We start from the raw sequence: 19,339 nt of genomic DNA, 5'->3' as shown, positions 1-19,339 counted from the left end.
GATCGGGAGACCCTCTCCAGCACCTCGTGGATGGACAACGCACCCTGGCCGGTCTCCTGGCTGACGGTCATACGGCCCGACTCCGCCTTCCCACACCGCCGCGGTCTCCCGCGACGGTCCAGTGGCTTCCCCGAGGTGTTCCCCCGGGAAGGGAGCCGGACCTCCCGATCACAGTGGCGAGGGCCGCACCGGTACTGCACCGGTTTCCCGTACACCAAGGCCCTGTGACATTAGTGCGTTGACCTGCGGATCACAACACGGCCACCACGCGCCGCGTCCTCCCCGTCACTCCCCGCACGTGCGCCCCGCCGCTCACTCCTTGCGGTACGCGTACGCCTCCGAGGCCGCCGCCGCCACCGCGTCGAGATCCCCTCCGGCGCTCGCCGTCACCAGCGCGGCGACCGCGCCCTCGACGAACGGCGCGTCCACGAGCCGCGCGCCCTCGGGCAGTTCGTCGCCCTCGGCGAGCAGCGCCTTCACGGTGAGGACCGCGCTGCCCAGGTCGACGAGGAGCGCGACCCCGGCACCCCGGTCGACGGCCTTCGCGGCCTCGCAGATCAGCTCGCTGCTCGTCCCGAGCCCGCCGTCCGGCGTCCCGCCCGCGGGCAGGACCGGCGCGAGGTCCCCGCCGCCGGCGAGCCCGCGGGCGAGCTCGGCCACGGCCGCCGCGACGGCGGCACTGTGCGAGACGAGCACGATGCCGACGGGAGCCGGAACCGCGCCCACCTGAGCGGGGCTCATCACACCCCCTCCGCGCGCGCGGTGTCGGCGAGCGCCGCGAACAGCAGCGCCGAGGACGTCGCCCCCGGATCCTGGTGCCCGATCGACCGCTCCCCGAGATAACTGGCCCTGCCCTTGCGCGCCTGGAGGGGGACGGTCGCCAGGGCGCCCTTCTCGGCGGCGGCGCGGGCCTCCTCGTACGAGCTCCGCAGCCCCTCCACGGCCGGCACGAGCGCGTCCACCATCGTCTTGTCGCCCACCTGGGCACCGCCCAGCTGCGACACGGCGGCCACCCCGGCGCCGAGCGCCTCCGCCAACCGCTCCCGGGTGACCTCCCCGTCCTCGCCCAGGGCCTTCCCCGCGCGCCGCAGCAGCGTCCCGTACAGCGGTCCCGAAGCGCCGCCGACGGTGGAGATGAGCTGCCGCCCGGCGGTGGTGAGCACCGCGCCCGGAGTCGCGGGAGGCTCGTTCGCCAGGGTCTCCGTCACGGCGGCGAAGCCCCGCTTCAGATTGGCCCCGTGGTCGGCGTCGCCGATCGCCGAGTCCAGCTCGGTGAGCCGGTCCGCCTCCCGGTCGACGTCCTCGGCCACCGCGGCCAGCCACCGCACCAGGAACCCGGCGCCGAAGGTCTCCGTCATGTCGCTCCCCATTCCCGTCCCGGACCTCACCGGCCCCAGCGCAGCGCCGGCGTCTGCACCGGAGCGTCCCACAGCCGCAGCAGCTCCTCGTCGACCTCGCACAGGGTCACCGAGCATCCGGCCATGTCGAGCGAGGTCACGTAGTTCCCGACCAGTGTCCTGGCCACGGGCACGTTCCGCTCGACGAGCACCCGCTGCACCTCGGCGTTGAAGCCGTACAGCTCCAGGAGCGGGGTCGCGCCCATCCCGTTCACCAGGGCGATGACCGGCCCGGACGGACGCAGGTCCTCGACGACGGCGTCGACGGCGAAGTCCGCGATCTCCCGCGAGGTCATCATGCCCCGCCGCTCACGCCCCGGCTCGCCGTGGATGCCGATCCCCAACTCCAGCTCCCCCTCCGGGAGATCGAAGGTGGGACTGCCCTTGGCCGGAGTCGTGCAGGCGCTCAGGGCCACCCCGAAGGACCGGGACCGCTCGTTCACCCGGCGGGCGATCGCCTCCACCCGCTCCAGCGGGGCGCCCTCCTCGGCGGCGGCGCCCGCGATCTTCTCCACGAACAGCGTGCCGCCGGTGCCGCGCCGGCCCGCCGTGTACAGACTGTCCGTCACCGCCACGTCGTCGTCGACGAGAACCCTGGCGACCCGGATGCCCTCGTCCTCGGCGAGCTCCGCCGCCATCTCGAAGTTCAGCACGTCACCGGTGTAGTTCTTGACGACGAACAGCACCCCGGCACCGCTGTCGACCGCCGCGGCGGCCCGCACCATCTGATCGGGCACCGGCGAGGTGAACACCTCGCCCGGACACGCGGCCGCCAGCATCCCGGGCCCCACGAACCCCCCGTGCAGCGGCTCGTGCCCGGACCCACCGCCGGACACCAGCGCCACCTTCCCGGCCACGGGCGCGTCCCGCCGTACCACGACACGCCGCTCCACGTCCACGGTCAGCTCGGGATGCGCCGCGGCCATCCCCCGCAGCGCGTCGGCGACGACGGTCTCCGGAACGTTGATCAACATCCTCACGGGTACCTCCTGAAGTGACGGACAGGCAAGTCGGTGAGCGTGTTCCCGCAGCTCGGAACGGATCGATTATCGACGCGAGGAGGCGGACACGCACCGGTGCGTCGCCGGTCGGATCCGGGCGGGTGCCGACTGCTCCGAGTGGCGCTTCCCGGTGGTGGACGCCCTTCCCGGGCCGAAGGCTGGCCTCGCGGTGGCCGCCACCCGACGCATGCGGGGACGCGCGGAGCCGCTCAGCATCGTCGTCGGTCTCGGCGCGGCCGAGGCCATCGGAAAGACGGGATCCCATGGTGGAACAGGGCATCGGAACGGGCTGCCCGCCGTTCGCTCGCGGCAGCGGCAGGCTCGTACGAAGGCGGAGACGGCGACCGTACGGACCACGACGGCGGTCGCCCGCCGGGGTGGCGCTCCTCGCGGCCGGTCTGGCCCTTCTGGGCGCGGTCGGCGCGGCACCGAGCGGTGCCGCCTCACCTCCCCCCACCGGGCCCGGTCCGGGGGGACCGGCGCGGTTCGAGCCCGGCCCCTGCCCGACCACGCCCGAGCCGATCCCCGGACACTGCGGGGTCCTGGAGGTGCCCGAGAGCCGGGCCCACCGCGGCGGACGGACCATCAAGCTCACCGTCGCCGTCATTCCCGCCACGTCGACGACACCGGCCCAGGACCCGGTGGTGTTCATGGAAGGCGGTCCCGGCGGCGACGCGATCGGGGCCATCCCCTTCCTGGTCGACTCCGGAGTGAACCGGGAACGCGACCTGATCGTCATGACCCAGCGCGGCGGGCCCTACTCGCAGCCGTATCTCGCCTGCCCGGAGCTCGACCGGTTCAACGCGGCCGCCGTGGGGCTGCCCTACGACGCGCCCTCCACGGGGCGGCTCCTGGTGCGCGCGGCGAAGCAGTGCCGGGACCGCCTGACGGCCGACGGAATCCGGCTGAGCGCCTACAACACCACCGAGAACGCCGCGGACTTCGCCGACCTACGCACGGCCCTCGGCATCAGGAAGTGGAACGTCTACGGGTACTCCTACGGCACCGACCTGGCCCTCACCCATCTGCGCCGGCACCCCCAGGGCATCCGCTCGGTGGCGATCGACTCGGTCGTGCCTCCGCAGATCGTGAGCCTGCCGTGGGCCTGGGACAGCGCACAGGAGGGGATCAACGCCGTCTTCGCGGCGTGCGAGGCGCAGCCCCGCTGCAAGAGCCGCTATCCCGGTCTCTCCCGCACCCTGACCGAGCAGGTCCGGCGCCTTGAGGCGCACCCCCTGACGCTGACGGTGCCGCCGCCCGGGGGCGGGAACCCGGTGAAGGTCGTCCTCGACGGTGGCGCGCTGGTGAACCTGCTGGTCGCCGACGGCGGCGCCCTGCCGGCCGTCGACGTGCCCGCCGCGATCGACGAACTCGCCCACGGAAATCCGCAGCGCTTCGCGCGGGCACAGGCCGCCGGCGCGGCGATCCCCGACGTCGCCCAGGCCCACGGTCTGACGCATTCGGTGGTGTGCAGCGAGTGGGCGCCGGGCTTTTCGGAGTCCGACCTGCTGGAGGCGGGGCGCCGGGCGTTCCCCGGGTGGCCGGACTCGGTCCTGGCCCATGCGCCCCAGCTTCCCTTCGAGTACGACCTGTGCCGTGTCTGGAACGTTCCGGACCGCACCGCGATCCAGCGGGTGACCACCTTCAGCAGGGTGCCCACTCTCATCGTCAACGGCACGTTCGACGCGAAGACCGGGGCGAGCTGGGGACCGTACGCGGGCCGCACGCTGCCCCGCTCGACCGCCGTGCAGATCCCCGGGATCGGCCACTTCGTGGTCCCGCAGTCGTCCTGCGCGCAGAGCGTCCTGGCCTCCTTCCTCGCGCGTCCGACCGCGCCCGACACCGGCTGCGTGGCAGGACTCGCGCCGAAGCCGTTCACCCTCACCCCTGAACCGGAGACCCGATGACGTCCCTCAGCCCACCCCGACACCGGCGCGCGGTGCGCCGGCTCCCCGTCGCCCTGGCCGGAGCCACGGCCGGCGCCCTCGTCGTCGGCCTGGCCGCGATGCCCGCCCGAGCCGAGTCCGGCGCCGGAGCGCCGCTCGGCACGGTCGCCCGGACGACGGGCGGCGCCCACTTCGAACCGGGCCCCTGCCCGAGGACGGCGGACCCGATCCCCGATCTGGCGCGCGCCCACTGCGGAACGCTCACGGTTCCCGAGAACCGATCCCACCGCAGATGGCGACAGATCACCCTCGCGGTCGCGATCATCCCCGCGGTCACCAGCAGACCCGCGCCCGACCCGATCGTGTGGCTCGCCGGCGGGCCCGGCGACGACGCGGTCTCCGAGATCCCGATGGCGGTCGCCGGCGGCCTCAACCGCGACCGCGACGTGATCTTCATGTCCCAGCGCGGGACCTACTCGGCCGACCCGGAGCTCACCTGCCCGAACATCGACGAGTTCAACGCCCGCGCCCTCGGTCTCGTCTCCAACGCACCGTCCACCGGGCGCCTGCACGTCCAGGCGACACGGGAGTGCCGCGACAGCGTGGTGGCCAAGGGCGCCGACCCCGGCGCCTACAACGACATCGAGAGCGCGGCCGACTACGACGCCCTGCGCAGCGCGCTGGGCATCAGGAAGTGGAACGTCTTCGGCATCTCCTACGGCACCCACCTGGCGCTCAACTACATGCGCCTGCATCCGAACGGCATCCGGTCGGTCGGCATCGACGGCGTCCTGCCGCCCTCCCTCGCCGGCGGGGCCGTGACCTGGAAGGCCGCACGAGAGGGCTTCGACGGCCTGTTCAAGGCCTGCGAGCTGCAGCCCGCCTGCAACACCCGCTACCCGAACCTGAAGGCCACCTTCCTCCGCCTCGTCAGCGAGCTGGAGGCGCGACCGCTCACCACCACCGTCACGGTCCCGGTCCACCCCGAGCCGGTGAAGGTCGTCCTCGACGGGAGCAACCTGGTCACCTGGCTGACCTCGGCCACCCACGTGGCGGCCGGGGTGCCGCGCTCCATCGACGAACTGGCCCACGGCAACCCGCAGCGCATCGCCGAGCAGCTCGCGGGCGGCAAGTACAGTCCGCAGGCCATCGGGAGGGTCGCCCACGGGCTCGTCTACGGCATCTTCTGCAGCCAGTGGACCCCCTACGAGAGCCAGGCCGACATCATCCGGGGCGGACGGCGCGCGTTCCCGACGTTCCCCCGCTCGATGCTGGCCAACGCCCCGCAGCTCGCCTGGCTCCACGACGACTGCCGGGCCTGGGACGTCCCTCCGGCGCCCCCCTGGATCCGGGACGTGACGCGCAGCGACATCCCGACCCTCGCCCTCTCCGGCGGCTTCGACGCCCAGACCGCCCCGAGCAACGGGGCGTACGTCGCCCGGACGCTGAGCCGGTCCACCGCCGTCACCGTCCCCTACGTCGCCCATGTGGTCTTCGCCGACTCGGCGTGCGCCCAGACGATCACCCGGTCGTTCTTCGACAAGCCGACCGCGCCGGACACGCGATGCCTCGCAGGCCTCCAGCCGCCTGCCTTCGAGATCGCGCCGTGAACCGCCTCAGGAGCCGTCGTCCGAGCGGAGGGCGGTGCGGAAGCCGGTGATCACCCCGGCGATCAGGCAGAGGGCGACGACGGTCTCGGCCCGCAGGAAAGCGAACCAGTCGAGCACGCAGCCGATCGGAGGCGTGCCCGGGCGGTGTTGCGGAACGCCGGGAGGGCGGACGACGTGGCCGCCGTCCAGGCGAGAGCGGGCCGGACCACGCCCGTGCCGCGGGTCGTCAGGTACCAGGCTCCGATGAGCACGGAACCCGCCGGCGCCCCCGTCCGTCCTCCTCGCCCAGGGTCCCGCGCGGTCTGACCCGGACCCGCAGGACCAGCTCTCCGGCCGCGGCGTCCACGCGCTGGACGGCGGCCTCCACGTCCGCACGGTCGGCCGCTCCGGAGCCGGCCGTGCGGACCGTGCCGACGCGGACCGGGGGCCGCCGTGGACGCCGGGCCGCCGACGGTGGCGTATGCGCGGCGTATGCGTCCCGGCGGATGCCGTCAGAGGTGTGTCAGGAGGCTGACGGGACCGGTGAGGACCGGGAATAGCGTCGGAGACACCCCGGTCGCGACCGCGTCCGGGACCTCGTTCCGCTCCTCGGAGGAACCCATGTCAGCTGTCCTGTACGGAGACGAGCCCGAGCCCGGAGAACGGTTCCCGGCCGGACGGCTCTGCGTGCCCGTCCGGCCGGGCTCCGGCGGGTGCGTGACCCGCCTCTTCCGTACGCCGGTCGGCGGCCGGACCGCCGTCGCGTTCACCGGTCCGGCGCGGTTGAGGGCCGTCCTCGGGGATGCCCAGCCGTGGATCGCCCTCGCCGAACCGGCGCTGCGCGCGCTCATGGAGCCGTTGGGCGTCCGCGAACTGCGGATCGACCCCGTCCTCACCGCCCCGGCCCCCGCCCCGTCGGCCGCTCCCGTGGCGGAGCCGCTGCCGAGCCCGCGGCCGCTCGCCGGGCTCGCGAAGTGAAGGGCGGCGCAGCGATGACCACCGTGCCTCTGACCACCGCCCCGACCGGCACCGCTCCCGGCACCGTCGACCTCCGCTCCGTCTGGCCCGCGACCACCACCGAGCGTCCCCATGGCGATGTCCTCGTGGGTGGCGTGTCCCTCACCGGGATCGCCGAGAGCCACGGCACTCCCGTCTACGTCCTGGACGAGGCCGAGGTCCGTGAGCGCTGCCGCGCCTACCGCGCCGCCTTCCCCGAGGCCGAGATCCACTACGCGGCCAAGGCGTTCCTGTGCCGCGCCCTCGTCCGCTGGGTCGAGGAGGAGGGGCTCGGCCTGGACGTGTGCTCGGCCGGCGAGCTGGAGCTCGCCGTCACCGACGGATTCCCGGCCGACCGGATCCTGCTCCACGGCAACGCCAAGTTGCCCCAGGACCTGGCGATCGCGCTGCGCCTCGGCGTGGGCCGGATCGTCATCGACACCCCCGCCGAGATCGCCCGCATCGCCGCCGCGGTCGGCACCGGCGGCCACCAGAGGGTCATGGTCCGGGTGACGCCGGGCATCAGCGCGGGCGGCCACCACAAGATACGTACCGGCTCCGACGACCAGAAGTTCGGTCTGTCCCTCCGCGACGGCCACGCCCAGCACGCCATCGCCCGCATCCTCGGCCAGTCGCAACTCGAACTCACCGGACTCCACTGCCACTTGGGCTCGCAGATCACGGACGTCAGGCCGTACCTCGTGGCCGTACGCCGACTCGTCGGCCTCATGGCCAGGGTCCGCGACACCCACGGGATCGCGCTGCCGGAGCTCGACCTCGGTGGCGGTCACGGCATCGCCTACCGTCCCGGCGAGTCCGCGCTCGACCTCACCGGGCTGGCGGCCAGGGTCCGCGCCGAGCTCACCGAGAGCTGCGCGGCGGCCGGGCTTCCCGTCCCCCGTCTGATCATCGAGCCGGGCCGCGCCGTCGCGGGCCCCGCCGGGGTCGCCGTCTACCGGGTGCTCGCGGTGAAGCGCACACCGGGGCGGACGTTCGTGGCGGTGGACGGCGGGATGAGCGACAACCCGCGGCCCGCGCTGTACGGAGTGCGGTACGCGCCCCGCCTGATCGGCCGTCACTCGCCGGCCGAGGCCGAGCGCGTGACGGTCGTGGGCCGCCACTGCGAGGCCGGCGACGTCCTCGCCGAGGACGTACCGCTGCCCGCCGACACCCACCCGGGCGATCTGCTCGCGGTGCCGGTGGCCGGCGCCTACCACCTGGCGATGGCCTCCTCGTACAACCTCGTCGGCCGCCCACCCGTCGTCGCCGTCCTCGACGGCCGGGCCCGGCTCCTGGTGCGCCGGGAGACCCTGGAGGACCTCCGGGTCCGCGACATCGGCCTCTAGCGGGCCGGACGGCTCACGACGGCCGCTTGAAGCTGTCGGCCGACCAGTGGCGCACCCGGGGGGCTCCTGGTCGCCCTCCCCGTTCTCGCCGATGCGTGCGCGGTGCCGATCGGGCCGCCTCGGGAAGTGAACGGCCCCGCGGGGTGAACGGCCCCGTGAGGTGAAGGCCCTCAGCCGACGTGGACGTCCGTCCGCTTCGAGGGCACCGTCCCGCTCGCCGCGATCAACGAGTGACTGCGACCTGATCTCATCGTTCGGGCCGAACCTACGATGTCGCCATGACGATCTCCGGGCCGCAGCCCCTGATACGCGTCCTGTACGACGAGTCCCGTAGTGACCTGCGGGATCCGGCACGTCCGCGCCCCGTCCGTATCTACCAGTGGGAACCGGACCGTCCGCCGGCCCTCCCCGCTCCACTGGTCGTCGTCTCGCACGGCACCGGAGGCTCCGGCAGCAGCATGGAGTGGTTGGTGGGACCGCTCCACGAGGCAGGTTTCCGTGTCGTGGCCCTGGACCACCACGGCAACAACTTCATCGACGGCTACGAGCCGGAAGGGTTCCTGCACGTGTGGGAACGGCCGCGCGACGTCTCCTTCGTCCTCGACGCGCTTGCCCGCGAGCAGCCCCTCGGGCCGGTCGGTGCGGCGGGATTCTCCCTGGGCGGCTATACGGCGGTCGCGCTCGCCGGTGTTCGTGTCGATCCGCGGATTCTGCGGGCGGTGATGACGGGGGCGGTTCCCCTGCCGGAGATTCCTGAGTTCCCCGGCGCCCTGGAGGCGCTGCGGAAGAAGTACCCGCTGGACGAGTCGTCGAGGCACGCGTTCAGCGGCGCCGGGGCGGACCTCACCGATCCCCGGGTCCTGGCGGTCTTCCAAGTGGCTCCCGGAGTCGGCGGTCTCGTGACCCGAGAGAGCCTGGCAACCGTGCAGGTGCCGGTGGGGATCCGCTGGGGTGGAGCGGACACGGTCAACCCCTACGAGGTCGACACCCGGCCCTACCTGGACCACATCCCCAGGGCAAGCGGCCGCTCAGCGGGCCCCGACGTCCGCCACGAAGACTTCTTCATGCCGGAACCCGCCGACCCGGCCGTCCGTGTACAGGTGGGCAGGGAAGCCGCAGCCTTCTTCGAGCAGCACCTCTTTGCCTGAACCTCGATGTGTCCGGCACGGGAGGGAACCGGGGACGCCGGCCTTCCACACGGAGGTCGCGCGGCCGGAGGCGACCGGCCGCGAACGGGTGGCTCAGCCCGCCCCGCCCCCGCCGGCCGCGGCAGCGGCCGTGCCGAGGGGAGCTTCCAGCACGGCGAGCAGGCGCGGATGGATCAGCGCCCCGGCCAGTCGCGGACGGGCCACCAGGACCCCCGCCCGCGACAGCCGGTCCAGCGCCGGCCGCGGATCGCGTCCCGTGCGCCCCCGCAGCCGGCCGGCCGAGACCGCGGGCCTCACCAGCGAGGCGCTGCTCTTTCTCCTCACCGTGGTCGGCGTCGCGTGCATCGGCGGTGTCGCCTCCGCGCTCACCGCCTCCCTGCTGCTCAACTACCGGTGCATACCGCCCGTCGGGCGGTTCGGCTTCCAGGACCCCGACAACGTCCTCGCCCTCGTCGTCTTCGCCGTGGTCGCGGGGGTCGTCGCCTTCGCCGCCCACGTCTCCGCCGCCGCCGAACGCGACCGGCCCCCACCGCCCTGGAGGAGGTCGTCCCCTCGGCCCTCGGCGCCCTGCCGCCCGGCTCCAGGCCGCCTACGGTCGGCGACCTGGAGGACGCCCCCGAGGTCCTCACCGACCCACCCCTCCTCGAACGCGAACGGGTCATCGCCGACCTCGTCGCCAACGCCTCCCGCTTCGCCCCGCCCGAGCACCCGGTCCTGATCACCGCCAGCGCGCTGGCCGGCCGGGGCGAACTGAGGATCGTCGACGGCGGCCCCGGCCTCGCACTCTCCCGAGGGCTCACCGAGGCCATGGGCGGCACCCTCACCCCCGAGGACACCCCCGGCGGCGGACTGACGACGGTCCTCAGCCTGCCCTGCGCGACGCCGGAGACCAGCGACGGGGACCGAGCCGCGTACGGGATGTGTCAAGACGGCCGCAGTGCACGTTAGGGGGACGTCAACGGCGGCGGCGTGGTGGCTGAAACGCGATTTCCTCTAACAGGTCCGAACGGATCACTCATCTCAACCACTCACATCCGGGAGCTCACGATGGCCGACGTGGCCTTCGTCGTCACCACGGTCGCGATCTTCGCGCTGGTGGCCTTCGTCGCCAAGGGGGTGGCGAAGCTGTGACTGCCGAGAACATCGTCGGTCTGCTGGTCGCCGCCGGCCTGCTGGCATATCTCGTCCTCGCCCTCGTCAAGCCGGAGAGGTTCTGAGTACGGATATGAGTCCCGCCCTTGCTGGAGTCCTCCAGCTCCTCGCCCTGGTCGTCGCTCTCGGTCTCTCCTACCGGCCGCTCGGCGACCACATGGCGAAGGTGTACTCCTCGGAGAAGCACCTCAGGCCCGAGAAGTGGATCTACAAGGCGATCGGCGCCAACCCGGACGTCGAGATGCGCTGGCCGGCGTACCTGCGCGGGGTGCTCGCCTTCTCCGCGGTGAGCGTCCTCTTCCTCTACCTGCTGCAGCGGGTGCAGGGGTCGCTGCCCGGCTCGCTCGGCTTCGTGTCGATCGACCCGGAACAGGCCTTCAACACGGCCGCGTCCTTCGTCGCGAACACCAACTGGCAGTCGTACTACGGCGAGCAGGCCATGGGCCACGTCGTGCAGACCGGCGGCCTCGCGGTGCAGAACTTCGTCTCGGCGGCGGTGGGGATCGCCGTGGCGGTGGCCCTCGTCCGTGGCTTCGCCCGCTCTCGTACCGGTGAGCTCGGCAACTTCTGGGCCGACCTGGTGCGCGGGGTCGTACGCATCCTGCTGCCCATCTCGGTGATCGGCGCCCTGGTGCTGGTCGCCACCGGCGCGATCCAGAACTTCTCCGGGATCCACGAGGTCGGCCAGTTCACGGGCGGCTCGCAGCAGTGGAACGGCGGCGCGGTCGCCTCGCAGGAGGTCATCAAGGAGCTGGGCACCAACGGCGGCGGCTACTTCAACGCCAACTCGTCCCACCCCTTCGAGAACCCCAACGGGCTCTCCAACCTCTTCGAGATCTACCTGATCCTCGTCATCCCGTTCGCGCTCACCCGCACCTTCGGCCGCATGGTCGGTTCGATCAGGCAGGGCTACGCGATCCTCGCCACCATGGCCACCATCTGGCTCGGCTTCACCGCGCTGATGATGTGGACGGAGTTCCACCACGGTGGTCCGGCCTTCGACATCGCGGGCGGTGCGATGGAGGGCAAGGAGATCCGCTTCGGCATCGGCGGTTCGTCGATCTTCGCGGTCGCCACGACGCTGACCTCGACCGGCGCGGTGAACTCCTTCCACTCCTCGTTCACCGGCTTCGGCGGCGGGATCACGATGCTGGGCATGCAGCTCGGCGAGATCGCGCCCGGCGGCGTCGGTTCCGGCCTCTACGGCATGCTGATCATGGCGATCATCGCGGTGTTCATCGCCGGTCTGATGGTCGGCCGCACCCCGGAGTACCTGGGCAAGAAGATCGGCACGCGGGAGATCAAGTTCGCCGCGCTCTACATCCTGGTCACCCCGGCGCTCGTCCTCTGCTTCACCGCCCTGGCGATGGCTCTGCCGACCCCGGCCCACTCGATGACGAACTCGGGTGCGCACGGCTTCTCCGAGATCCTCTACGCGTACACCTCGGGCGCCAACAACAACGGCTCCGCCTTCGCCGGCCTGAACGCCGACACGCAGTGGTTCAACTCGACCATCGGCATCGCGATGCTGCTCGGGCGGTTCCTGCCCATGGTGTTCGTGCTCGCCCTGGCCGGTTCGCTGGCCGAGCAGACGCCCGTACCCGAGACCGCGGGCACCCTGCGGACCGAGAAGCCGCTGTTCACCGGCCTCCTGGTCGGCACGATCATGATCATCACCGGTCTCACCTACTTCCCGGCCCTGGCCCTCGGCCCGCTCGCCGAAGGGCTCGCGGCATGAACATCGACGTGAAGAAGCAAGAGGGCGCTGTGAACCAGTCGTCTACCGCCACGGCGGCCAAGGTGCCGCACGAGGACCTGTCCGCGGGACACCAGGCCTCCGGCCGCGTGGGCGGCGGTCTGTTCGATCCGAAGCAGCTGGTCAAGTCCCTCCCGGACGCGATCAGGAAGCTCGACCCGCGGGTGATGGTCAAGTCGCCCGTGATGTTCGTGGTGCTCGTCGGCTCGGTGGTCACCACCGCGCTGGCGGTCGAGAACCCGGGGGACTGGTTCGGCTGGGCGATCGCCGCCTGGCTGTGGCTGACCACGGTCTTCGCCAACCTGGCGGAGGCGGTCGCCGAGGGCCGGGGCAAGGCGCAGGCCGACACCCTGCGCAAGGCCAAGACCGACACCGTCGCCCGCCGTCTGACGAAGGCGGGCGAGGAACGCGTCCCCGGCACCGAGCTGAAGATCGGTGACCTGGTGGTCTGCGAGGCCGGTGACGTCATCCCGGGCGACGGTGACGTCGTCGAGGGCGTCGCGAGCGTCGACGAGTCCGCGATCACCGGCGAGTCCGCCCCCGTCATCCGCGAGTCGGGCGGTGACCGGTGCGCGGTCACGGGCGGTACGAAGGTGCTGTCCGACCGGGTCGTCATCAAGATCACGACGAAGCCCGGCGAGACGTTCATCGACCGGATGATCAACCTGGTCGAGGGCGCGGCACGGCAGAAGACCCCGAACGAGATCGCCCTCAACATCCTCCTCGCGTCGCTGACGATCGTCTTCCTGCTCGCCGTGGTCACGCTGAAGCCGTTCGCGATCTACGCGGGCGCCGACAAGCAGACCTCGATGATCGTGCTGACCGCCCTGCTCGTCTGCCTGATCCCGACGACCATCGGCGCCCTGCTCTCCGCGATCGGCATCGCCGGCATGGACCGGCTCGTGCAGCGCAACGTGCTCGCGATGTCCGGCCGAGCGGTCGAGGCCGCCGGCGACGTGTCGACCCTGCTGCTCGACAAGACGGGCACGATCACGCTCGGCAACCGCCAGGCGTCGGAGTTCGTCCCGGTCAAGGGCACCACCGAGGCCGAACTGGCCGACGCCGCCCAGCTCTCCTCGCTCGCCGACGAGACCCCCGAGGGCCGCTCGATCGTGGTCCTCGCGAAGGAGAAGTACGGACTGCGCGAGCGTCACCAGGGCGAGCTGGCGCACGCCACCTGGATCGAGTTCACCGCCCAGACCCGCATGTCGGGTGTGGACGTGGACGGCCGTCAGGTCCGCAAGGGCGCGACCGGCTCGGTCGTCGCCTGGGTCGAGGAGCAGGGGGGCACCGTCGCCGACGACGCCCAGGTGCTCACCGACACGATCTCCCAGGCCGGCGGCACCCCGCTGCTGGTCGCGGTCGAGGACGACGAGGGCGCCCGTGTCCTGGGTGTCATCCACCTCAAGGACGTCGTCAAGGAGGGCATGCGGGAGCGGTTCGACGAGCTGCGCCGCATGGGCATCAAGACGGTCATGATCACGGGCGACAACCCGCTGACCGCGAAGGCCATCGCCGAGGAGGCGGGTGTCGACGACTTCCTCGCCGAGGCCACCCCCGAGGACAAGATGGCCCTCATCAAGCGCGAGCAGGCGGGCGGAAAGCTCGTCGCGATGACCGGTGACGGCACGAACGACGCCCCGGCGCTCGCCCAGGCCGACGTCGGTGTCGCGATGAACACGGGCACGTCGGCCGCGAAGGAGGCCGGCAACATGGTCGACCTCGACTCCAACCCGACCAAGCTCATCGAGATCGTCGAGATCGGCAAGCAACTCCTCATCACCCGGGGTGCGTTGACGACCTTCTCGATCGCCAACGACGTGGCGAAGTACTTCGCGATCATCCCCGCGATGTTCGCGGTGGCCTACCCGTCGCTCGACAAGCTCAACATCATGGGCCTGGCCTCGCCCCAGTCCGCGATCCTGTCCGCCGTCATCTTCAACGCGCTGATCATCATCGCGCTCGTCCCGCTCGCCCTGAAGGGCGTGCGGTACCGGCCGAGCAGCGCCGACTCGATGCTCCGCCGCAACCTCGGCATCTACGGACTCGGCGGCCTGATCGCCCCGTTCATCGGCATCAAGCTCATCGACCTCCTCATCTCCCTCATCCCCGGAATCGGCTGACCCGCGATGAACAACTCCGTAGGAAACACAGGACGCGTGCTCTGGGCCGGACTCCGCGCCCTCCTCGTCCTCACCGTGATCACCGGCGTCCTCTACCCGCTCGCCGTGACCGGGATCGCCCAGGTGGCGTTCCCCGGCAAGGCGAACGGGTCCGAGGTGAAGGCGGACGGGAAGGTCGTCGGCTCCGAACTCATCGGCCAGACCTACAACCTTCCCCTGAAGGAGGGAGAGGAGACCGCGGCCCCGGACCTGAAGTGGTTCCAGCCCCGCCCCTCCAACGGTCTGGGCGCCAACAGCGTCAACACCCAGTACAAGTTGATCCTCTCCGGTGCCACGAACCGTTCGGGCGACAACGAGGACCTGATCAAGTGGGTGACGGACGCGAAGGCGGCCGTCGTCGAGGACAACTCGGTGAAGGGCTACAGGGTGAAGCCGTCCGACGTCCCCGCCGACGCCGTCACCTCCTCCGGCTCCGGCCTGGACCCGCACATCTCCCCGGAGTACGCGGAGATCCAGGTCCACCGGGTCGCGGAGAAGAACCACCTCGGCGTCGCCCAGGTCGAGAAGCTGGTCGCCGACCACACCGACGACCGCATCCTCGGCTTCATCGGTGAACCCCGCGTCAACGTCCTCCAGCTCAACATCGCGCTGAAGAACCTGACGGCGGCCAAGGGCTGATGGCCTTACGCCCGACGCATGGGAGCCGGCAGTCCGGGAACACCCCGGCTGCCGGCTCCCGACGCGCATCCGACGCCACGCTCGACACGAAAGGCAGTACGCCGATGACCCGGGTCCTGGTCGTCGAGGACGACGCGCAGCTCGCGCGTGCCCTGGTGATCAACCTCAAGGCGCGCACGTACGAGGTGGCCGCGGCCCACGACGCCGCCACCGCGCTCCGGCTCGCGGCCACCGAGCCACCGGACGTGATCCTCCTGGATCTCGGGCTGCCGGACATGGACGGCATCGACCTCATCCGGGCGCTGCGCGGCTGGAACCGGGCTCCGGTGCTCGTGCTCTCCGCCCGCAGCGGGTCCGAGGACAAGATCCGTGCGCTGGACGTGGGCGCGGACGACTACATGACCAAGCCCTTCAGCATGGACGAGCTGCTCGCGCGGCTCCGCGCGGCCACCCGCCGCCTGGAGGAGTCGCCCGCGCACGCGCGGACGGGCACCGGAGTGGCGGGCGCGCTGGTCACGACCGACGACTTCACGGTCGATCTCGTGGCGAAGAAGGTCCGGCGCGGTGGCCGCGACATCCGGCTCACACCGACCGAGTGGCACCTCCTCGAGATCCTCATCTGCAACCCCGGCGTCCTCGTCGGCCAGCAGCGCCTGCTCAAGGAGGTCTGGGGGCCGAGCCGCAGCACCAAGACCAACTACCTGAGGGTCTACATGGCGCAGCTGCGCCGCAAGCTGGAGGCGGACCCGTCACACCCCCGCCATCTGATCACCGAGCCCGGCATGGGATACCGCTTCGAGCCGTGACGCCCCGCCCGCACACGCTCTGTCCGACATCGACGAGAAACGACACCATGGGACGCGGAAAGCTTCGTATCTACCTCGGCGCGGCACCGGGCGTCGGCAAGACGTACTCGATGCTCTCGGAGGCCCACCGGCGGGTGGAGCGCGGCACCGACTGCGTCGTCGCCTTCGTCGAGCACCACAGCCGGCCGCGTACGGAGGTGATGCTGCGCGGCCTGGAGACGATGCCGCGAAAGGAGATCGCGTACCGGGACACGGTCTTCACCGAGATGGACGTGGACGCGGTCCTCGCCCGGAAGCCCGCCGTCGTGCTCGTGGACGAGCTGGCCCACACCAACATCCCCGGCTCACGGAACGCCAAGCGCTGGCAGGACGTCGAGGAACTGCTCACGGCCGGCATCGACGTCGTCTCCACGGTCAACATCCAGCACCTGGAGTCGCTCGGCGACGTCGTCGAGTCGATCACCGGGGTACGGCAGCGGGAGACCGTCCCGGACGAGGTGGTGCGCCGAGCCGACCAGATAGAACTGGTGGACATGTCGCCGCAGGCCCTGCGGCGGCGGATGGCCCACGGCAACGTCTACAAGCCGGACAAGGTCGACGCGGCCCTGTCCAACTACTTCCGCCCCGGCAACCTGACGGCCCTGCGCGAACTGGCCCTGCTCTGGACCGCCGACCGGGTCGACGAATACCTCCAGGAGTACCGCACCGAACACCGGGTCTCGAAGATCTGGGGCTCCCGGGAGCGGATCGTGGTGGGTCTGACCGGCGGCCCCGAGGGCCGCACCCTGATAAGGCGTGCCGTCCGGCTCGCCGAGAAGGGCGCGGGCGGTGAGGTCCTGGCCGTCTACATCGCCCGCAGCGACGGACTCACCTCGGCGTCGCCGAAGGAACTGGCGGTCCAGCGGACCCTGGTCGAGGACCTCGGCGGGACGTTCCACCACGTGGTGGGCGACGACGTCTCCACCGGACTCCTGGAGTTCGCGCGCGGGGTCAACGCCACCCAGATCGTCCTCGGCGTCAGCCGCCGCCGCTCCTGGCAGTACGCCTTCAGCCCCGGCGTCAGCGCCACCGTCGCGCGCGAGTCGGGGCCCGACCTCGACGTCCACATCGTCACCCACGACGAGGCGGCCAAGGGCCGCGGGCTGCCCGTCGCGCGTCGCGCGAAACTGGGGCGGTCCCGCACCATCTGGGGCTGGGGCGTCGGCCTCGCCGGCCCGGTGCTGCTCACCCTGCTGCTCAGCGGCGCCCTTCCCCGCATGGGCCTCGCGAACGACGTCCTGCTCTTCCTCACCCTCACCGTCGCCGCCGCGCTCCTCGGTGGCCTGCGCCCGGCCCTGGCCTCGGCGGCCGTGGGATCGCTGCTGCTCAACTACTACTTCACCCCTCCGATCCACGAGCTGACGATCGCCGACCCGAAGAACGTGGTCGCCCTGGTGATCTTCGTGGGCGTGGCGATCTCCGTCGCCTCCGTGGTCGACCTGGCCGCCCGCCGCACCCACCAGGCCGCCCGGCTGCGTGCGGAGGCGGAGACGCTCTCCTTCCTCGCGGGCAGTGTGCTGCGCGGCGAGACGGGTCTGGACGCGCTGCTCGAACGGCTCCGGGAGACCTTCGCCATGGAGTCCGTGGCGCTCCTGGAGCGCCACGACGACACCGAGCCGTGGTCGTGCGTCGCCTTCGTCGGCACCCGGCCCGTCGGCCGCCCGGAGGACGCCGACGTCGACATGCCGGTCGGCGACCACCTGGCACTCGCCCTGACCGGCCGCGTCCTGCCGGGAGAGGACCGGCGCGTCCTCGGCGCGTTCGCCGCGCAGGCCGCGGTCGTCCTCGACCGGCAGCGTCTCGTCGACGAGGCGGAGGAAGCCCGCCGACAGGCCGAGGGCAACAAGATCCGTACCTCTCTGCTGGCCGCCGTCAGCCACGACCTGCGCACGCCGCTCGCCGGCATCAAGGCGTCCGTCTCCTCACTGCGCTCGGACGACGTCGACTGGTCGGAGGAGGACCGCGCGGAACTCCTCGCCAACGTCGAGGAGGGCGCCGACCGGCTCGACCACCTCGTCGGCAATCTCCTGGACGTCTCACGTCTGGAGACCGGGACCGTGACCGCCGTGCTCCGGCAGACCGACCTCGACGAGGTCGTCCCGATGGCGCTCGTGGGCGTGCCCGACGACAGCGTCGAGCTCGACATCCCCGAGACCCTGCCCATGGTCGTCGTCGACCGCGGTCTCCTCGAGCGGGCCGTCGCCAACATCGTCGAGAACGCGGTGAAGTACAGCCCCGCCGGCACACCGGTCCTCGTCGCCGCCAGCGCCCTCGCCGACCGCGTCGAGCTCCGCGTCGTCGACCGGGGCCCCGGCGTCCCCGACGAGGCCAAGGACCGCATCTTCGGTGCCTTCCAGCGGTACGGCGACGCCCCGCGCGGCGCCGGAGTCGGCCTCGGCCTCGCGGTCGCCCGCGGCTTCGTCGAGGCCATGGGCGGCACGGTCACGGCGGAGGACACACCCGGCGGCGGCCTCACCATGACCATCGGCCTCCGCATGGAGGAGGGTGCTCCGCCGTTCCGCCCCGACGCGACGGCGTGACCACTCGGCAGCCGCGACCTCGGACGTCGGCTACGTGGCGGACCGGCCCGGGTCCTCCAGCAAGGCGGACAGGAATTCGGGACGTTCCTCGACCACGAGGTGCCCGGCGTCGGAGACCACACCCAGCTCGGCGCCGAGTGTGCCGCGCACCGCTGTGACGAGCCGCCTGGGCGGGAGGAAGACGTCGTGCTCGCCGGTGACGACCAGGCGGGGGACCGGGCGCGTGGGCAGGACGGCCGCGCCGGGTGCTCCGCTGGAGCGCGAATGCCGGGCGACCAGCGTCATCCAGTCCACCAGCTCCTCGCGCGGTCGACCGCCCGGGGCGAGCATGGCGCGCAGGAGCCGGGCGCTGTGCGTCGGTCGGGGCCGCAGGAACCAGGCCGCGGAGGCGGCCAGTACCGCAGGGGTCAACCTCAGGCGGGTCAGTCCGCCCGGCGAGACCAGCACGAGCCGGCTGATCCTGGGCGAGTCGGTGGACAGGGCCATCGCGGCACCGAAGGAGTGGCCCATCACCGCCACCGGCTCGGGCGAGACCTTCTCGATCACCTCGCCCAGCCATGCCCCGTACCAGGACAACCGGCCACCGGAGAGCGCTCGTCCGCCGGAGCTGAGGCCGGGCTGGCCCGGGACGTCCACCAGGAGGACCCTGCATCCGGCGGCGACCAGGGCCGTGGCCAGCGGTAGGGACGCGGCGGCGTTGAAGTTGGTGCCCGGAACGAACACGACGGTCGTGGGGCCGTCTCCGGCGAGGACCACGTGCGTGCGCGCGCCGCCGGCGGTCACCGTCGTCCGCTCGTGCGGCACCGCCCATGCGTCGAGCCGGTCGTGGCACCAGCGCCGGATCAGCTCCTTGCCCGTCGTACTGCGATAGATCGAGTCCAC

The 19,339-nt window shown here is 71.9% G+C and carries 18 protein-coding genes, 1 pseudogene and 1 riboswitch; of the genes and pseudogenes, 13 read left to right on the top strand and 6 right to left on the bottom strand.

The window, feature by feature from the left end:
- Nucleotides 1-28: 28 nt before the first annotated feature.
- A riboswitch (cobalamin riboswitch) is annotated at nt 29-234 on the bottom strand.
- A 78-nt stretch (nt 235-312) separates the two neighbouring features.
- Genes ACFYX3_RS15365 through dhaK form a run of 3 tightly spaced genes read right to left on the bottom strand, consistent with a single transcriptional unit; the run spans nt 313 to nt 2,377 of the window.
- On the bottom strand, nt 313-741 hold the full coding sequence (locus ACFYX3_RS15365) for a PTS-dependent dihydroxyacetone kinase phosphotransferase subunit DhaM (RefSeq protein WP_382657626.1): 429 nt from the start codon (nt 739-741) through the stop codon (nt 313-315).
- Nucleotides 741-1,358, bottom strand: a complete 618-nt coding sequence (dhaL, locus tag ACFYX3_RS15360) for a dihydroxyacetone kinase subunit DhaL (RefSeq protein WP_376590874.1) — start codon at nt 1,356-1,358, stop codon at nt 741-743. Before dhaL ends, ACFYX3_RS15365 begins: the two co-directional genes overlap by 1 nt.
- 26 nt (nt 1,359-1,384) lie before the next feature.
- On the bottom strand, nt 1,385-2,377 hold the full coding sequence (dhaK, locus tag ACFYX3_RS15355; protein ID WP_359519728.1) for a dihydroxyacetone kinase subunit DhaK: 993 nt from the start codon (nt 2,375-2,377) through the stop codon (nt 1,385-1,387).
- Between the two features lie 569 nt (nt 2,378-2,946).
- On the opposite strand from dhaK, the gene ACFYX3_RS15350 reads away from it, so the two are divergent.
- Both ACFYX3_RS15350 and ACFYX3_RS15345 read left to right on the top strand, forming a co-directional pair.
- Nucleotides 2,947-4,305 (top strand): alpha/beta fold hydrolase, encoded by a 1,359-nt coding sequence (locus ACFYX3_RS15350; protein ID WP_389013219.1) that lies wholly within the window; start codon nt 2,947-2,949, stop codon nt 4,303-4,305.
- Nucleotides 4,302-5,894 (top strand): alpha/beta fold hydrolase, encoded by a 1,593-nt coding sequence (locus tag ACFYX3_RS15345; protein ID WP_389013032.1) that lies wholly within the window; start codon nt 4,302-4,304, stop codon nt 5,892-5,894. Before ACFYX3_RS15350 ends, ACFYX3_RS15345 begins: the two co-directional genes overlap by 4 nt.
- A 226-nt stretch (nt 5,895-6,120) precedes the next feature.
- Here ACFYX3_RS15345 and ACFYX3_RS15340 read toward each other — a convergent pair whose 3' ends face one another.
- Nucleotides 6,121-6,240 (bottom strand): hypothetical protein, encoded by a 120-nt coding sequence (locus tag ACFYX3_RS15340; RefSeq protein ID WP_389013216.1) that lies wholly within the window; start codon nt 6,238-6,240, stop codon nt 6,121-6,123.
- A gap of 254 nt (nt 6,241-6,494) precedes the next feature.
- Between ACFYX3_RS15340 and ACFYX3_RS15335 the strand changes: the two genes are divergently transcribed.
- From ACFYX3_RS15335 to ACFYX3_RS15325, 3 genes are all read left to right on the top strand, one after another.
- Complete coding sequence (locus tag ACFYX3_RS15335; protein WP_389013029.1) at nt 6,495-6,851, top strand: SAV_915 family protein; 357 nt, start codon at nt 6,495-6,497, stop codon at nt 6,849-6,851.
- Nucleotides 6,852-6,865: 14 nt separating this feature from the next.
- Nucleotides 6,866-8,215, top strand: a complete 1,350-nt coding sequence (gene lysA / locus ACFYX3_RS15330; protein WP_389013026.1) for a diaminopimelate decarboxylase — start codon at nt 6,866-6,868, stop codon at nt 8,213-8,215.
- Nucleotides 8,216-8,493: 278 nt separating this feature from the next.
- Nucleotides 8,494-9,363 carry an alpha/beta hydrolase family protein gene (locus ACFYX3_RS15325; protein ID WP_389013023.1) on the top strand — a complete coding sequence of 290 codons (870 nt, stop codon included), beginning with the start codon at nt 8,494-8,496 and terminating at the stop codon, nt 9,361-9,363.
- 93 nt (nt 9,364-9,456) lie between these two features.
- On the opposite strand, the gene ACFYX3_RS15320 is transcribed toward ACFYX3_RS15325, so the two are convergent.
- The gene (locus ACFYX3_RS15320) at nt 9,457-9,750 is read right to left on the bottom strand and encodes a hypothetical protein (RefSeq protein WP_389013240.1); all 294 of its coding nucleotides are present in this window, start codon (nt 9,748-9,750) and stop codon (nt 9,457-9,459) included.
- Between ACFYX3_RS15320 and ACFYX3_RS15315 the strand changes: the two are divergent.
- The 8 genes and pseudogenes from ACFYX3_RS15315 to ACFYX3_RS15280 all read left to right on the top strand — a co-directional run.
- Nucleotides 9,647-10,311: pseudogene (locus tag ACFYX3_RS15315) on the top strand (DUF4118 domain-containing protein); the annotation flags it as partial. The gene ACFYX3_RS15320 and the pseudogene ACFYX3_RS15315 sit on opposite strands and share 104 nt — an antisense overlap.
- 21 nt (nt 10,312-10,332) lie before the next feature.
- On the top strand, nt 10,333-10,494 hold the full coding sequence (locus tag ACFYX3_RS15310; RefSeq protein ID WP_389013021.1) for a hypothetical protein: 162 nt from the start codon (nt 10,333-10,335) through the stop codon (nt 10,492-10,494).
- On the top strand, nt 10,491-10,580 hold the full coding sequence (kdpF, locus tag ACFYX3_RS15305) for a K(+)-transporting ATPase subunit F (RefSeq protein ID WP_376585224.1): 90 nt from the start codon (nt 10,491-10,493) through the stop codon (nt 10,578-10,580). Before ACFYX3_RS15310 ends, kdpF begins: the two co-directional genes overlap by 4 nt.
- 8 nt (nt 10,581-10,588) lie before the next feature.
- Complete coding sequence (gene kdpA / locus ACFYX3_RS15300; protein WP_389013016.1) at nt 10,589-12,253, top strand: potassium-transporting ATPase subunit KdpA; 1,665 nt, start codon at nt 10,589-10,591, stop codon at nt 12,251-12,253.
- Nucleotides 12,250-14,394: a potassium-transporting ATPase subunit KdpB gene (kdpB, locus tag ACFYX3_RS15295; RefSeq protein WP_389013014.1), complete on the top strand. Its 2,145-nt coding sequence runs from the start codon at nt 12,250-12,252 to the stop codon at nt 14,392-14,394. Before kdpA ends, kdpB begins: the two co-directional genes overlap by 4 nt.
- A gap of 6 nt (nt 14,395-14,400) precedes the next feature.
- Entirely contained in the window at nt 14,401-15,072 is a 672-nt protein-coding gene (locus tag ACFYX3_RS15290) for a potassium-transporting ATPase subunit C (RefSeq protein WP_389013012.1), read from the top strand.
- A 104-nt stretch (nt 15,073-15,176) separates the two neighbouring features.
- Entirely contained in the window at nt 15,177-15,878 is a 702-nt protein-coding gene (locus ACFYX3_RS15285) for a response regulator (RefSeq protein ID WP_389013009.1), read from the top strand.
- Nucleotides 15,879-15,925: 47 nt separating this feature from the next.
- Nucleotides 15,926-18,457 (top strand): ATP-binding protein, encoded by a 2,532-nt coding sequence (locus ACFYX3_RS15280; RefSeq protein WP_389013006.1) that lies wholly within the window; start codon nt 15,926-15,928, stop codon nt 18,455-18,457.
- Between the two features lie 30 nt (nt 18,458-18,487).
- Here ACFYX3_RS15280 and ACFYX3_RS15275 read toward each other — a convergent pair whose 3' ends face one another.
- The gene (locus ACFYX3_RS15275) at nt 18,488-19,339 is read right to left on the bottom strand and encodes an alpha/beta fold hydrolase (RefSeq protein ID WP_389013003.1); all 852 of its coding nucleotides are present in this window, start codon (nt 19,337-19,339) and stop codon (nt 18,488-18,490) included.

The organism is Streptomyces sp. NPDC002463 (genome assembly GCF_042889835.1).
GTDB lineage: Bacteria > Actinomycetota > Actinomycetes > Streptomycetales > Streptomycetaceae > Streptomyces > Streptomyces nymphaeiformis.
Note: the sequence above shows the minus strand (reverse complement) of the source record. Positions and strands in the feature narration are given on the sequence as shown.